The following is a 15,135-nucleotide window of genomic DNA, read 5'->3' as shown; positions in this document are numbered from 1 at the left end:
AAGTTGACACTTACTAAAATTTTTGAGAGAAGAAAGAAGAGCTCAAAGCGAATTGGTCTCGCCTCAAGCTCTTCAGTCGTTACGAGGAAAACCTCGTGTTATTTAGCTGCTTCTTCTGCAACTGGGTATACGGATACTTGACGCTTGTCACGGCCAAGACGTTCGAATTTAACGACGCCAGCAACCTTGGCAAACAACGTATCGTCACCACCACGGCCTACGTTTAAGCCAGGGTAGATGTGCGTCCCACGTTGACGGTAAAGGATAGAACCACCGGTAACAGTAGAACCGTCAGCAGCCTTCGTCCCAAGACGACGACCAGCAGAGTCACGACCGTTAGCAGTAGACCCACCACCTTTATGGTGAGAGAAGAATTGTAAGTTCATGTTCATCAGCATAAGTTTCACCTCCGCAAATTAATCTTTGGTTTCTGCGAATTTGACAAAATCCGCGTAATTTGTGGCGACATCTCTTAATCCATCCGCGAAACTCTGGAGGAGTGTCTGTCCCTTTAGTTCAGCCGTTGCTTCCAGCTTTGGTGGAAGGTGGACTTCCAGATAACCACCTTCCTGATCACGGTTGTCAACGTCAATTGGAATCTCAGCGATTCGTTGAAGACTATTAACGGTCGTGATCGCAAGCACCGAGACTGCAGCACAAACAATGTCTTGACCATACTCACCTGAGTCAGCGTGGCCAGTGATTCGGAATGAATCGATTCGGTTAGCTCCATGATGGAACGTCGCATGAATCATCGAGATCGCCTCTCTTAATCTTTAGGCTTTAGGCGTTGATAGCATCAACGACAACCTTAGTGTATGGTTGACGGTGACCCTTCTTCGTGTGTTGGCCCTTCTTGGCCTTGTACTTGAAAGTAACAACCTTCTTTTCCAGACCCTGCTTTTCAACAGTTCCAGTAACGGTTGCACCAGCAACAGTTGGTGTCCCGATCTTAGGCGTGTCGCCACCGACAAAGACAACTTGGTCAAAAGTAACCTTTTCACCAGCTTCAACGTTCAGCTTTTCGACGTAAACAGCTTGGCCTGCTTCGACCTTGTACTGCTTGCCGCCAGTTACGATAATTGCGTACATGTATGTGCACCTCCTTGTATTTTGAGACTTAGACTCGCCGAAAACGAGTGCTCCGTAAGCGGAAAACTTAGAAACTCGTTCCGAGCGGTTGCAGCTGTGGAAGTCCACAAATACAACATGAAAATTATACTTGATGGGTCAATTTCCGTCAAGCTTTATTTTCATTTTCACGTCACGCTCATTCAAGACTGGACGTGAGGAACCACTGACTGAGCCGAGTTACCTCGGTGCTTGGCAGTAGCTTAGCAAAGCTACGACCTACGTGTTCATAGCTAAAGCGCCGATCATCGGCTAACCACTGCATCACCATTCCCATAAATGCGGAGGCCAAATAACTCGCCGGAATTTCATTTTCCGTGAGATGAAAATTCTCTTGATCACCCTCGAAACTCATCCCGAAGCGATACAACTTCTGACTGAGGGTTTCCAGCAATTGCTTGCGAAAACATGAAAACTGCGCATCAAACAACGTCGTCAGAATCTGATGGTGTTGATCAGCAAATTGTAGCCCGGCGTTCAGGTCAAAGCCCACGACACGCGTGATGCCCTCCGCAGAATTAGTATCCGCAATGGCGGTCACCATTTCCGCTTGGTCAAACCATTCCGCAATCACTTGTTGCTCAGTCTGTAAGAGAAAATCAGCTTTGTCTTTATAATGTAAATAAAACGTTCCCCGCGTAATTTGTGCGGTCTTAGTCAAGGTCTGCACAGAAACTTCTTTTAATTGATGATCTTCCAGCAAAATGCTAAGCGCCTGGCGGAGCCGTTCGTTCGTACGAATGACCCGTGGATCAATATGATTAATGGTCGTCCCCTCCCTTTGAGTCACCAGTAAAATCGTCCCTTCAGCTCAAGCCAGCGACGATTAACGTCTGATACGTTTTATGGCGATGATCATGATTGCTGCCTGGCGAATAGTCCCAGACAGATGAGTTGGTAACTCTCAATAGTCCTTGCATTTTAACAGTCTCTCAGCTAAAACACCAGCTATCTTCCACGAATCTTCAGGAATGGGTTCTTTATCGCGGTTTAAGTAAGCAAAAGGGATCGACGTAAAAGACGATCCCCCCATTCAACTATCTGTTAATAACCATTGGCTTGTCGGTCCAAATTAACTTGTCGCTTAGCTTCATAGGCCGCCTGAATCTCATCTTGGCTAAACCCGAAGTCGACGAACCCCCACTTCAAGAACAAGCGCCAGGCGTGACGAAAGTCCTCTTGCCGATGATCAAAGTGGCTGTTAAACAGCATGCGTTTTAAGATTAAGTATTGTTGATCTAAATCCTTAGCCGGGCGACTCTTTTCTAACCCCGCTAAGTCCTCTTCCGTGATCATAATGAGGTGTGTCCAAGTCTTCTTGGCCGCCACCAGGAAGAAGAAGTCCATGGCATCCGTATACTCTGTCAGCAAGGTGGCCCGTGGTGTCCGGCCTTCGTCTGCCTTGCCGCGGTGAGTCTTCCACACTTTGAACCACTCGGAGGTGTTTGCCGTTTCTGCCAGTTCAACATCCAGCGCCACGTAGGCGTTTTCAATCTGAACTTTCCGTGGCAACTCGATATCGCGTTCGCGAGTGATCTGCTCATCTAACGCGATTGACTGTTGCACTAGTTTTGCTAACTCTAACACCACATCTGCCTCCTATTCAAAGATCAGTGGATCTGACTTAATTTCCAGATCCGTAAGGTTTTCTAAGTACCAGTCTCGCATGAACGGATATTTCAAGAGAACATCGAACCAGGAGATCTTCTGTTCGTCATCGTGAACCGTCAAAACCCACTCTGGCTGACCCTCTAACTGGTTGTTGAAAATATCCACGATTACGCCATCGTCCAACGCAATCTCAGCGCCATTACCATTGACACCGTTCGTCAGCATGTACTCATTTTTAGCTGCTACCACGAACAGACGGTCCACAATGCCCGCAGGCAAATCTGCTGCTCGTACGGCATAGTTCTGCCGGTTGGCGGCATCTAAAATATTAAAGTCAACGGAATAGCCGTAGTCTTGTTTCAAGTAACGTGCGAAATCAATTAACACCTGAACCGACGTCTTGACCGTTTCAGCCGGCACCGTATCGTGCAAGTCAATAATGAACAACTGCGTCAACGCGTGACTGTTAAAGCGGAACATCTTCCGCTCCAAGTTCAAGTAGAACAGAGACTGGCCCGTCGTGCGCTCGCGGTAGAACACACCACCATTTTCAGAGTTTTCAACCCGAAAGTTGAAGGAGCCCCGGTCGCCCAGACTCGTCAATTGCTGGATTAACTCTTCATGATGATCCCGTGACTGCACGATCACTTGACTCCCCTGATCGTGCAATTCCAGCATTCGTGACATAAAGAGTAAATAATAGTCTGCGTTGCTGTATTGGTGAGGGAACGTCACGTAATCCGAATCCAGCTTAAAATCAGCCAGCTGCGTTGCGGCATCGACCAATTCATCTGGATCGGTCGTCCGAATCAACTGATCCATTAGCTTAGTAAAGGTTATCCCCGTTTGCAAACCGTCTTTAATGGCCTCGTTATAATTTAATAGGCGGCCACTGGTGGTTAACGTGGACGGATCGTTTTCGTTAATCATCGACTGTCACCTCACCCTCGCTTTTGCCTAATAGGCTGTTCAAGTAGTCGGCATACAAGCTGGCATTGTGCGCTTCGAAGTGTTCAAAATCGTCGAAAGCGTCACGAATGCTTTGCTTTTCGTAATTAAGAATTGTATCTTCCTTAGACAATACTAAAATCTTATCATCGTTTTCTTTAATTAGTTTGTGGGCGTTCAGGGCCTTTTCATCTTCATCGGCCAACTGTGTCAGTTGATCAATGATCTCCTGACGTTCACCCTTAACTTTGCCGGATTCCCAAGGCATACTGCTCTTGCCGCTATTTTCCTTGAGTTGTTCCCGTAGCTGCGTCTTTTGGTTGTCTCGCTTAGGTTGTGCGTCCACTAGCTCTTGTAGCTTTTCACTTTCCGCGGAAATCGCTTCAATCTTGGACGTATTCAACCGTTGATTCTGGCCTTCCAACGCAAAAGAATCACGCAACTTCTGATACTCCGTCTGGTCAAATTCAAAACGGACATTAATCACATCGAGGTCCCCAAATAACCGGCGATCCCACCAGTTACCAAAGTAAATATGGAACATCCCCGTGGTATATTCTTCGTAGTAAAAGAAGGGGTAAATGTGCCCTAAGTAATCGATTAAGTTATCGCTCAAATAATGGCTAATTTGGGGATGAATGTTGTCGACCAACTCGGCTAAGTGGTTCACAGACCGGTTAGTACGAGTCTTCTTTACTTCTTGGTAGTAGCGAACTTGATCAAGAAGTTCGTAGATTTTTCGGTCATCACCATGCTGAACCGCTGCTTGCATTGTACTTAAGTAATCGAGTTTATTCGCGATTGCCTGCGTCAAGGCATCGGCTGCATTGGCTTGCTGTTCTTGATTTTCCATGGATTATCCCTCATTCTCATGTTCCCCAGCCTGTGCTGAAAACAATTTGGTTATACATTCATGTTACCAAAAAACACCGCAGAATAAAGCAGTTTCGCTTAAATTCACGGGAAAACAATGAAATTTTTAAAATCCGGTTGCTGACTTTACCAGCTCACCGTGCATATTATAAGTATATTTATGCGACACAATGCATGGCTTTATGCCTCGATACTTAAAAACAGCTTGTCATTTAAAAACTAGTTTATTTGGAGGAGGTCAGAGGTGAGGCCAGCTGCAGTTACCCTTAAGAAAAGCGCAAAAAAACTGTGCTCGCCACAATAACGCTACGACCACAGCCTTCTCAATTAATATTTATTTCCCTCAGGATAGGCTATCCCTTCGCTTCTGAACTAGCCCAATCCCACTGTTAATTTCACTTTTAGTACAATTCCAAGTACTGTTCCCGTTCCCATTGCGATACTTGGGTCCGGTAAGAGTTGTATTCCAGATTCTTAGCTTCCATGAAGCTCTGGAACAAGTGATGACCCATGGCATTACGCATCACATCATCGGCCGCCAAATCCTTCAACGCGTTGTGCAAGGTGTCTGGCAAGTTGGTAATGTGATTTTCTTGGCGTTCTTCGGCATCCATCCGGTAGATGTTCCGGTCGATCGCTTCGCGTGGTGCCAATTGGTTGCGCAAACCATCTAATCCCGCTTCCAAGACCACAGCAATTGCCAAATATGGGTTAGCTGCTGGGTCAACACTCCGCAGTTCCAACCGAGTGGACAATCCACGAGAATTAGGAACTCGAATCAATGGTGACCGGTTTGAACCGGACCAAGCCACATAAACTGGTGCTTCATAGCCAGGAACCAGCCGCTTGTAACTGTTGACGATCGGGTTGCAGACGGCGGTAAAGCTGCGGGCATGCTTCAACAGGCCGCCCAAGAAGTGGAATGCGTCCTCAGACAACTGCATATTCCCCTTTTCATCGTAAAAGGCATTGCCCTTATCGTGGAAGAGAGACATGTTCAAGTGCATCCCGGAGCCGTTGATTCCCGTCAACGGCTTTGGCATAAACGTCGCATATAAGCCGTACTTCCGGGCAATGGTCTTCACAACCAACTTAAAGGTCTGAATATTATCAGCTGCAGTTAAGGCATCGGCATACTTGAAATCAATTTCATGTTGACCAGGTGCCACTTCATGGTGGGCAGCTTCGACATCAAAGCCCATTTCTTCCAAGGTTAAAACAATTTCTCGCCGGCAATTTTCACCCAAGTCCATTGGGGCCATATCGAAGTAGCTCCCCTTATCGTTGAGTTCCGTCGTTGGCTTGCCATTTTCATCCATCTTGAACAGGAAGAATTCTGGTTCCGGTCCAATGTTAAAGTCGGTAAAGCCGGCTTTACGCATATCGTTTAAGACCCGAATCAAGTTGTTACGGGGATCACCCTCAAAGGGCTTGCCATCAGTGGTGTAAACTTCACAGATCACACGAGCAATCTTCCCACGTTCCGTACTCCAAGGGAAAATCATCCAGGTCGAAAGGTCTGGGTACAGGTACATGTCACTTTCTTCGATACGAACGAAGCCGTCGATAGATGACCCATCAAACATCAACTTATTATCCAACAACTTGCCTAATTGGCTGATAGGCACCTCGACGTTCTTGATCGTACCGAATAAGTCGGTAAACATTAGCCGTAAGAACTTAACATTTTCATCCTTGGCCATCTGGCGAATGTCATCTTTGGAATAATCCCGTTTTGCCATTAAAATCGCTCCCTGTCAATTTTTGTATCGCACAAAATCACCGGTTAAAGAGGCCGCTGTTGCAGCCCCGGTTCTGGATGTCCTAGGCCGCCTTGCCGGATAAACTCATCCTGTAAGATACGGCGAACATCTTCATCGGTCAGCGGTTGTCGTTGGGCTTCACGTTTAGCTTGCGCTGCGACGCGTTGCTGATCGTAAATGGCCTTGATTCCCGCCACATTCACGCCATCCGCCAAGTAATCACGGATTTCCAGCAACCGGTCAATATCGTTCAACGAATACAGCCGCCGGTTGCCATCACTCCGTTCAGGAGAAATGAGGCCCTGAGCCTCGTAGTAACGAATCTGCCGCGCCGTTAAGCTCGTCAACTTCATCACGGTTCCCATTGGCAGTACGGCCATTGATCGGCGTAACTCTTTCTCCTTCATGTGATTGGCCCCCTTTAACTATGAGGCTATCATACCACCCCCAGACAGGGAGTCAAGCACTTATGTCATGTTTTGTGACATGATAGCCAGCTTTTAAAAAAATCTTAGTTAATTTTCTATACCAAATCAGCGACTCAACCATTCCGTTACTTGCTTATCAATATCTTCGCGCTGTTCCGGGTGCTGGACCAAATCATACCAAGTCGCGGTGGTCTGGTTGCGAAACCACGTCAATTGCCGTTTGGCATAATGCCGCGAATCCTGTTTCACCAAATCAACGGCCGCTGGCAACTCGGCCGGCTTGTCTAGCACCGGCAAGAGCTCACGGTACCCAATTCCCGTTGCCGCTGGCAGCTTAGTTCCCCCTTGTGCCGCTAACCAGCGCACCTCATCCAATAGTCCCGTCTGCATCATCACGTCAACCCGCTGGTTAATCCGCTGGTAAAGACGGCGCCGATCCGTATTCAGCGCGAGGTACAACTCATCATATTGGGGTCCGTCATCCCCCTGATGAGAGAATGGCTTACCGGTAACCGTAATCACTTCTAGTGCTCGCACTGTCCGTCGGATGTTGGTGACCGGAATTTTAGCCGCAGCTTGCGGGTCCTGCCGATTTAACTCTTGCCACAAATACTCTGGCCCTCGTTCCGCCGCAAGCTTACGGAAGCGTTCACGAACGGTTGGATCACCCGGCGCGTCCGCCCCCAGTTTTAGGCCGTCGAATAAAGCCTGTAAATAAAACCCGGTTCCCCCAGCAATGATGGGCAAATGTCCCCGCGCCGTGATGGCCGTAATCAGTTCTTGAGCCGCCGCAACAAACTGGGCCACGGTATACTGCTGGGTCACGTCCTGCACATCAATCAAGTGGTGAACGGCTTGTGCCCGCTCGGCCGGCGTCGCCTTAGCCGTACCAACATCTAAATGACGGTAGACCTGCATCGAATCCCCAGAGATAATTTCACCATCAAATTTCTGCGCCAGCTCAATAGCCAACGCCGTTTTCCCCACTGCCGTTGGCCCTACAATTGCTAAGACTTTTTCCATGAATCAGATTCTCCTTGTATTTGCCGACGTAAGCGAATCGCCTGAGCCGGATAATCAGTAATCATTCCCGCAAAGTGGTGCTTAAAGCAATAGGTCATATCTGCCGTTGAATTCACCGTCCAGGGGCGCAATTGCATGTGCGGTAACCAGAAGCGATGAGCCTTGACCCACCGGATATCTGGGTGTAAATCCGCCACCTGATGTAGCCGCTGCATCTTCTTCGCTTGGCGACTAGCCGTTTGAAAAAGCTTGGCATACTCCGCTTGTGGGTAGAGACTACGTAACGTCATTAACGATTGGGCGCGGAAGCTGGAAAAGACTAGTCGAAACGGGACGGGATGCTGGGCAAAGTAGGTCGCCAACTGCTGTTCAATTCCCGGATACGGAAACTTATTGGTCTTTAACTCCAAGTTAAAAATCCCCGTAAACTTATTCTGCACCAATAACTGGATGACCTCATCCAAGGTCGGAACTGGCGTCTTAGCGTATGCTGGGCCGAAGTGACTACCAGCATCCAACGCTTTAATCTGGGCCAACGTCAAATCGCGGATGTTGCCCGTCCCGTTCGTCGTCCGATCCACCTGTTCATCATGCATAATCACCATCTTATGATCCCGTGACAACTGAACGTCCGTTTCGATGCCGTCTGCACCGGCATCCAACGCTGCCTGAAAGGCTAGCAATGTATTCTCTGGACGAGTCCCCTTGCTTCCCCGATGCGCGATAACCTGTGTGCGTTGCCGATTAAACACAATCGCCACTCCCTTCGTCTTCTTCTGAATCCTAGCGTACCATAAATTCGCCGTTTTTTTCGACTTCGTTTTGCTAATCACTGGCTATTTACGCGTAAAACCAGCATAATGGAAGCGGATAATTAATTTATTAAAATGATAGGGGTCGATATTATGAAACACTTCACTAAAGGTTTCCTCTTTGGCGTCGTTGCCACAGCCAGTGCCGTTGCCGGTGCCGTCTTCTCTTTTAAAAAGAAGGTCGTTCAACCCATCGAAGATCAAGAAGCCCGTTTTGAAGAAAACCGCAAACGCGCTAACCGGAAGAGCCACTCTGCTCATCACGGCTAGACTGCTGGGAACCCGGTGCCACACTGGGTTCCTTTTTTATTTACAGATCTAAAGGTTGAAAGGACTAAAATCATTGTCAACGCTGAAGTGACAATGATGATCGAGTGAAAAGTAGACTAAACCAGTCACCTGCGGCTGGCAGAGATTCCGCCTGCTGTGGGGACCGCCGGCGGCCTGAGAAGCGGTCCTCCGGCTCGGTTTGAAGCTCGGAAGTTCACCGATCTCCAAACACGTCCCACGCTGTAAGCCGAAAATCGGCTAACACCGTCGACACAGCTGGCTCCACCTCTGCCCTCCTCCGGTTACGATAGTCGTTGAACATCGAGCTATCTCAAACTGCCGAAATACCAGCAGTTATCCCGTAGTAATCGACGACATCTATACAGCCGATAGTGAGCCAAATTTGAGCTCAGCCGTGGGATTTACCAAGTGATTCTCTTGGTAAATGGCGACTTTGACACGTGTTCTTCGGGTCAAAGCGAGGCTAGAGACCGCCCTATGGCTCTAGCCGTCCTATCCACAGCGCTCCAGCTCAAATTTGGCGAACGGCAAGGCGGCATTTTTCAATCATTCAAGCGTAATGCCGCGGCCTTTACAGAACCTTTTTAAATTTCAACCTTTAGTAGACATAGCAAAAGGTGCACCAAGGGGCGATATCACCCTTTGATGCACCTTTCTGTGTTTTAGTACTTCGTTTTCTTCGTCTTACCTTCCCAACGAACATACCCATTCTTCAGGATAAAGATCTGGTCAAACCCATCTTTACCTAACATAATGGCTGCCCGGGTACTCAGCGTTTTACCTTGGTCGTATAAGTAAACCGGTAGATCTTTTCGTAACTGAGAGTGGTAAGCCTTAAACGTCGAATAAGGAAAGTTACGCGCCCCCAAAATGTGTCCCGCGTCAAAGTCCTTCTTTTCCCGTAAGTCAACGACTTGAGCCGTCCGAATACCAGCTTCAAATGTTTCGGCGTCGATCAACTTAGCTACCCGGTTACGCCGGATAATCGTTGTCAACTGCCAGCCGCCCCACACGGCGATAAGAATAATGAGGACAATCGTGTAGACCGTCCATCCTGAGATTGCACCAATAACCAAAACGAAATCTTCCTTCCTAATCCTCTAAATGTCTAATTTGTTTTTTGAAACCGCAGAGCCAATGAAGCCGCCCCGATAACCCCGGCATCGTTACCAAGTTGTGCTAACCGCAGTTTGGTTGAGTCACGCACTGCTGGAAAGGCATTTTCTTGGAAGTAACGCGTCGTTGGCTGTAATAGCGTATTGCCGGCGTTAGAAACCCCACCACCAATAATAATGTTAGCTGGGTTCAAAATGTTGGCTACGTTAGCTAAGGCTAACCCTAAGTAGAAGGTCACGCGATCAACAACTTGGTTGGCCAAAATGTCGCCATTATCGGCTAAGTAGAAGACCATCTTTGACGTCACACTTTCTTGATTATCTTCCATTTCCTTCAACCGCGAAGTCCCCATAAAGTCCTTCGCCATGTCGGCAGCCACGTGGACAACCCCGGTCGCAGACGCATATTGTTCCAAGCAACCGCGTTTACCACAGGTACATAGATACCCGTTTGGTTGAACCGTCACGTGACCCAATTCACCGGCACCACCATTGATTCCGTGGAGTAGGTGACCGCCAGCGATGACCCCACCACCGACGCCAGTGCCTAAGGTAACAAAGACGACATCGGCGTCCTTCTCACCAGCACCCTTCCAGTATTCACCCAGTGAGGCCACGTTTGCATCGTTATCCAATACGAACTGTAGCCCTAGACCGGCTTGAATCTGGTCACGCACTTGTTGCCGCTTCTTCCAATTTAGGTTGAAGGCGCCAATGACCGTTCCATTTTCAATATCTACTGAACCGGGTGTCCCCATCCCGATTCCAATAAAGTCAGCTTTACTAAAAACTGAGTTACTAATGTGTTGGGTAATTGACTCGATAATGTTTGGAACAATGTGGCTTCCTTCATCCGAAATATCCGTGGGAATACTCCACTTCGCAAGGATTTCACCGGAAGTGGACAGAAATGCCATCTTGGTTGTCGTTCCACCTAAGTCAATTCCAATTAAATTCCGTGCCATACTCTAAATCCCTCCAATGGATTGGTGTTGATCTTTTGCCTCTTGTACTTCGATGCGGTGTTCATGTGTGAGAACCACCTTAGCCGCCACAAAGGTCTTATCATCAACCACCCGCGCTTGATGCAAGTGATCCAATTCCAATGCCATGACTTCGATGTCCCAAAGACGTTTGCCCACGTATACATAAATACCAAATTTTTTAAGTAGCTGCTGAACATCATATAACGTTTTCATTGTGCCACAACCTCCGTGAAATTGCACGAGACATTTTCGATTCTACTGCGCCATTCCGTGCAGATATAACCAGACCAATCCACCAATAAGGACTATCGTTGCTACAAATCGCTTGATCGTGCTAACCTTACCAATTCGTGGTACACCTAATGAATACGCTACCAAAAAGCCGGCAGCCAGTCCACCAAGATGGCCCGCAAGATCAATTCCTGGAGCGAATAAATCAAACAGAATATTCATCACCACGAAGGCAAGAAAAGTTTGGGTCAGCTGGCGAATAACCGGATTTTGCCAGAAAGATTCACCGAGCATCATGAAGGCCCCAAACAGGCCAAAGATCGCCGTGCTGGCCCCCGCTGATAAACTATTCGAGAAACAAAAGCTAGCCACGTTACCGCCCACGCCAGCGACCAGAAACAGGACCAGAAAGCGGGTGTGTCCAAACGCTGCTTCAATTTGCATCCCCACGAAATACAGGGTGATCATGTTCATCAAAATATGCGTAAACCCAATGTGTAGGAACATAGGGGTCACGAGCCGCCACCATTCCCCCTGTTGGATCAGGGCATTGAGTTTGGCACCAAAAGTGATGAGCACATTGACGTTGGTACTTCCGCCCACGAGCGTCATTGCACCGTAAATCAGTACCATGATCGCGATCAAGCCAATTGTCATAAACGGATACTGATTGAGTCGATTAAGTCGATATTTAAATTGCGCCAAGCCGCCGCTTCCTCTCTATTCTAAATTAGCGGCTAGTACCGCGTCCAATAATATATCAAAAGGATCTACGGGCCAAGTTGGTTGCGCCGTTTGCTGTGCAGGCAAGGCTAAGGCGACCTTCACCCCGGTTGTCTTCGGTAAGTAGCGGTCGTAATACCCTCCACCGAAGCCCAAGCGTTCGCCGGTTGACGCAAAGACCAATCCAGGAACCACCAACAAATCAAAAGCTGCTGGATCAACGATTTGATTATCTTGGGGCTCCATCAGCCCAAACTTAGTCCGCGCCAGCGTGGTTGTTTCGTCCATCACGTGAAACGCCATTTGCCGGTGTGGTAACGTCTGTGGTACCGCCACGACCTTACCGTCTGCCTGCGCCCGCTCAATAATGGGCCGCGTTGCCAGCTCAAAGCCGCCACTGATGGTCGTCGCAATGGTCTTGGCCTGTTGGTACGCCGGCAGCGCCCAGAGCTGTTGATAGAGCTCATCGGACGCCCGCCGCCGATCAGGCACGGACATCGCCGTTAGTTGTTGCATGGTTTGTTGTCGGATCTCTGCTTTACTTGGCATCATTTACCCCCTTGATTCTTTGATGATATAAAAAAAGGGTCGGACTCTCGCCCGTACCCTTACTTAGTTTCGCGATGCAAAGTTACTTTCCGTTCACGCGGGCAGTACTTCTTAAATTCAACCCGGTCCGGGTTGTTACGCCGGTTCTTGCTGGATAAGTAGTTGCGTTCGTGACATTCAGTACATTCTAAAGTGATGTGTACACGCATTTTGGGTGACCTCCCAACTTGTTCAGAATTACAGGCATGAGCCTTAACTCGTAATATATTACCATTAATCCGGCGCAATTACCAGTCATAATTCCAAATATGTTAAGGAAAAATACTTAACAGCTGATTTAACCCGTAAAATGATGATTACGAGACCACCTGCGGTTAACGCAAAATGGTGTAAGCCCACCCAAGCGGTTAGCCCACACCATTTTAAATCCTATTGATCAATCGTTGACGTTGATTGAACCATCTTCCAATAAGCTGAATAAATCTGCTTAGCCAGCGCCATGTTGTTACTTTCAGCGTTGACCCCCAAGTTAGGCATCGCCAAAGCTACGACAACTTGTGGCTTCGTAGATGGTGCGTAGGAAGCAAGACTCAGAGTAACGGTTTCGTTTCCCTTGTAATACGTCTGCGCCGTCCCAGTCTTCGCAGAAATCTTAGGTGAGATCGACGACATCATGCCACCAGTCTTGTAGGTGTTGCTCCCATGAACCACGTCATAGAGGCCTTCCTTAACCAAGTTCTTCTGCGCGGTGGTCATATTAATCGTGTTCAACACCTTAGGTTCCACTGTGGACTTAATGGCCCCCAGCTTTCCATCTGAAGTCGTCCCACGAATGGATTGAACCACGTGCGGTGCAATCCGTGTCCCACCGTTAGCGATCGTTGACATGTACTGGGCAACTTGCATCACGGTATACGCATCATAGTTCCCAAAGGACAAGTCCAAGGCGTTCCCAATGTGGGCAAATGAACTCGACCCTTCCAAACCAGAGCTTTCACCCGGTAAGTCAATTCCGGTCTTAACACCTAAACCGAACTGCTTGAAGTATCCCCGTTCGATATCAAACGCCTTCGTACTCATCGTTAAAGCCGCACCAGAGGAATAGTGGAATCCCGCTTCCTTCATGGCCAACTGCATCATGTAAGAGTTAGAAGACACTTCGAGGGCACCAGCTGCATTAACCGCAATGTTAGAGCCACCACCGTGGTTAAACCACGATGACTTCTTGACCCCACCAACAGTGATCGGCATATCGGTTAACGTACTATTGGTTGGCGTGATCACGCCGTCCATCAGGGCACCAGAAACCATCGCTCCTTTGACGACAGACCCCATAACAATATCGCTATTAATGGTGCCCAACGCGTTGTCGGTAACCTTACCCGTCGAAGGATCGCGGTCGACACCCGCCATCCCAATGACGCCACCAGTGTTAGGGTTCATCACAACGGCATAAGTCCCCGTTGAACTCCCACCGGCGCCGGACTCGGCGGACTTAACCAGTGACTGTAGCTTACTCTGGAATTTAGAGTTGATCGTCAATTGGAGATTGTCTCCCTTTTGACCACCATACTTCTTAACTTCCTTCGTCACGGTATTGTTACCAGCCACTTCGACCTGCTTTTCTGCCTTGGTCCCCCGCAGGACTGATTCATACTCCTGCTCCAGGTAGGATTGACCCACACTATCGTTACGCGAATAGCCTTGGGCCAGCAGTTCATTGACCCGATCGCTAGGCAGCCCCGTCTTCTCAGACGACACCGTCCCGATAATCGAGTTCATCGACTTACCATTTGGATAATCCCGTGACCAGCTCGTCCCGACTTGTACGCCAGGCATTTCGGATAAATGTTCACCGATCTGAGCAATTTCAGTACTCGACACATCCGAATCCTTGATGTAGGTCGTCGACAAAGCGTAAGCCCCACTCATCTTAGCAAAGATAGCTGCGGCATTCTGTTGCTTTGGGGTCAGCTTGAAAGATGAATCATTCTCCAAGTGACTCAACGCTTTATCGTAGAGCTGAGTCTCCGTCAACCCCTTGGTCCCAGAAAGTTTACTTTCGACTGCCTTTAACCGCTTCTGATCGGTCAAGTAATAATCAATCGATTGCCGCGGCGTCAAGCTACTGGTTGACACCGTCAAGTATTGGCCAAGCTTATTGGCAATGTCATACATGCTGGTCGACAATACGTTGACCCCTTTAGTGTATGAAATCGCCTGATGGGCCTTGTTACCCACTAAGACTTTCCCGGTGGAATCGTAAACCATCCCCCGTTGAACATTGGTCGTCTCAATGGTGGTATCGGTCGAATTGACCTCCGCCTTGAACTTTGACCCATACATCACCTGCAAGTACGCCAACTGACCAATCAGCGCTGCAAATAACAGGGCAACGATAATGAATAGGAAGTTTAACCGAAACGGGATCTGGGACTTCTGGGGGCCGCCAGACCGTCGATTCCGGTTGCTAACTCGATTATAAAAATTCTTCACAACAGCTCTGCTCCTTATTGTACAGCTACTATTTTACCAAACTTCGCTTGAGACAACTATCCCACTACCGAAATTTAATGTTTCTATGCTATTCTAGAGAGCAGAAAGCAAAATGTACAGGCTCCAAAGTAACTTTTACAATTTCTAAAGATTGA

The 15,135-nt window shown here is 48.3% G+C and carries 19 protein-coding genes and 1 other annotated feature; of the genes, 1 reads left to right on the top strand and 18 read right to left on the bottom strand.

Going from position 1 to position 15,135, the window contains the following annotated elements; translation table 11 throughout:
- Positions 1 to 98: 98 nt before the first annotated feature.
- From rpmA to HF569_RS02230, 11 genes are all read right to left on the bottom strand, one after another.
- Complete coding sequence (rpmA, locus tag HF569_RS02280; protein WP_269801535.1) at positions 99 to 392, bottom strand: 50S ribosomal protein L27; 294 nt, start codon at positions 390 to 392, stop codon at positions 99 to 101.
- 24 nt (positions 393 to 416) lie between these two features.
- Positions 417 to 755 (bottom strand): ribosomal-processing cysteine protease Prp, encoded by a 339-nt coding sequence (locus HF569_RS02275; protein WP_168850526.1) that lies wholly within the window; start codon positions 753 to 755, stop codon positions 417 to 419.
- A gap of 28 nt (positions 756 to 783) precedes the next feature.
- Positions 784 to 1,092 (bottom strand): 50S ribosomal protein L21, encoded by a 309-nt coding sequence (rplU, locus tag HF569_RS02270; protein WP_011667708.1) that lies wholly within the window; start codon positions 1,090 to 1,092, stop codon positions 784 to 786.
- A 20-nt stretch (positions 1,093 to 1,112) separates the two neighbouring features.
- Positions 1,113 to 1,192: a sequence feature (ribosomal protein L21 leader region), on the bottom strand.
- Positions 1,193 to 1,270: 78 nt separating this feature from the next.
- Positions 1,271 to 1,921: a TetR/AcrR family transcriptional regulator gene (locus HF569_RS02265; RefSeq protein WP_168850525.1), complete on the bottom strand. Its 651-nt coding sequence runs from the start codon at positions 1,919 to 1,921 to the stop codon at positions 1,271 to 1,273.
- Between the two features lie 254 nt (positions 1,922 to 2,175).
- Positions 2,176 to 2,718, bottom strand: coding sequence for a dUTP diphosphatase (locus tag HF569_RS02260; RefSeq protein WP_168901163.1), 543 nt, complete (start codon positions 2,716 to 2,718; stop codon positions 2,176 to 2,178).
- A 12-nt stretch (positions 2,719 to 2,730) separates the two neighbouring features.
- Positions 2,731 to 3,672, bottom strand: a complete 942-nt coding sequence (locus HF569_RS02255; RefSeq protein ID WP_168901162.1) for a hypothetical protein — start codon at positions 3,670 to 3,672, stop codon at positions 2,731 to 2,733.
- Positions 3,665 to 4,543, bottom strand: coding sequence for an exonuclease SbcC (locus HF569_RS02250; protein WP_168850522.1), 879 nt, complete (start codon positions 4,541 to 4,543; stop codon positions 3,665 to 3,667). Before HF569_RS02250 ends, HF569_RS02255 begins: the two co-directional genes overlap by 8 nt.
- Positions 4,544 to 4,964: 421 nt before the next feature.
- Positions 4,965 to 6,305, bottom strand: a complete 1,341-nt coding sequence (glnA, locus tag HF569_RS02245; RefSeq protein ID WP_168901161.1) for a type I glutamate--ammonia ligase — start codon at positions 6,303 to 6,305, stop codon at positions 4,965 to 4,967.
- Between the two features lie 44 nt (positions 6,306 to 6,349).
- A complete protein-coding gene (locus HF569_RS02240; protein ID WP_168850520.1) occupies positions 6,350 to 6,733 on the bottom strand; it encodes a MerR family transcriptional regulator in 384 nt (127 codons plus the stop codon).
- Positions 6,734 to 6,859: 126 nt separating this feature from the next.
- The gene (gene miaA / locus HF569_RS02235; RefSeq protein WP_168901160.1) at positions 6,860 to 7,777 is read right to left on the bottom strand and encodes a tRNA (adenosine(37)-N6)-dimethylallyltransferase MiaA; all 918 of its coding nucleotides are present in this window, start codon (positions 7,775 to 7,777) and stop codon (positions 6,860 to 6,862) included.
- Complete coding sequence (locus HF569_RS02230; RefSeq protein ID WP_168901159.1) at positions 7,762 to 8,529, bottom strand: glycerophosphodiester phosphodiesterase; 768 nt, start codon at positions 8,527 to 8,529, stop codon at positions 7,762 to 7,764. The genes miaA and HF569_RS02230 overlap by 16 nt, the downstream gene beginning before the upstream one ends.
- A gap of 153 nt (positions 8,530 to 8,682) precedes the next feature.
- Here HF569_RS02230 and HF569_RS02225 point away from each other — a divergent pair, with 153 nt between their 5' ends.
- Positions 8,683 to 8,859, top strand: coding sequence for a DUF3042 family protein (locus HF569_RS02225; RefSeq protein WP_168850517.1), 177 nt, complete (start codon positions 8,683 to 8,685; stop codon positions 8,857 to 8,859).
- A gap of 683 nt (positions 8,860 to 9,542) precedes the next feature.
- On the opposite strand, the gene HF569_RS02220 is transcribed toward HF569_RS02225, so the two are convergent.
- From HF569_RS02220 to HF569_RS02190, 7 genes are all read right to left on the bottom strand, one after another.
- Positions 9,543 to 9,956: a rhodanese-like domain-containing protein gene (locus HF569_RS02220; protein ID WP_168849443.1), complete on the bottom strand. Its 414-nt coding sequence runs from the start codon at positions 9,954 to 9,956 to the stop codon at positions 9,543 to 9,545.
- Positions 9,957 to 9,988: 32 nt separating this feature from the next.
- Positions 9,989 to 10,960: an ROK family glucokinase gene (locus tag HF569_RS02215; protein WP_168849444.1), complete on the bottom strand. Its 972-nt coding sequence runs from the start codon at positions 10,958 to 10,960 to the stop codon at positions 9,989 to 9,991.
- A 3-nt stretch (positions 10,961 to 10,963) separates the two neighbouring features.
- Positions 10,964 to 11,194: a YqgQ family protein gene (locus tag HF569_RS02210; protein WP_168849445.1), complete on the bottom strand. Its 231-nt coding sequence runs from the start codon at positions 11,192 to 11,194 to the stop codon at positions 10,964 to 10,966.
- 42 nt (positions 11,195 to 11,236) lie between these two features.
- Entirely contained in the window at positions 11,237 to 11,917 is a 681-nt protein-coding gene (locus HF569_RS02205; RefSeq protein ID WP_168901158.1) for a rhomboid family intramembrane serine protease, read from the bottom strand.
- A gap of 15 nt (positions 11,918 to 11,932) precedes the next feature.
- Entirely contained in the window at positions 11,933 to 12,484 is a 552-nt protein-coding gene (locus tag HF569_RS02200) for a 5-formyltetrahydrofolate cyclo-ligase (RefSeq protein ID WP_168901157.1), read from the bottom strand.
- A gap of 59 nt (positions 12,485 to 12,543) precedes the next feature.
- Positions 12,544 to 12,693, bottom strand: a complete 150-nt coding sequence (rpmG, locus tag HF569_RS02195) for a 50S ribosomal protein L33 (RefSeq protein ID WP_081721478.1) — start codon at positions 12,691 to 12,693, stop codon at positions 12,544 to 12,546.
- Positions 12,694 to 12,913: 220 nt separating this feature from the next.
- Positions 12,914 to 14,980 (bottom strand): peptidoglycan D,D-transpeptidase FtsI family protein, encoded by a 2,067-nt coding sequence (locus HF569_RS02190; protein WP_168901156.1) that lies wholly within the window; start codon positions 14,978 to 14,980, stop codon positions 12,914 to 12,916.
- Positions 14,981 to 15,135 lie beyond the last annotated feature (155 nt).

The organism is Levilactobacillus tujiorum (assembly GCF_012641185.1).
In the GTDB taxonomy this organism is placed as follows: Bacteria; Bacillota; Bacilli; order Lactobacillales; family Lactobacillaceae; genus Levilactobacillus; species Levilactobacillus tujiorum.
Note: the sequence above shows the minus strand (reverse complement) of the source record. Positions and strands in the feature narration are given on the sequence as shown.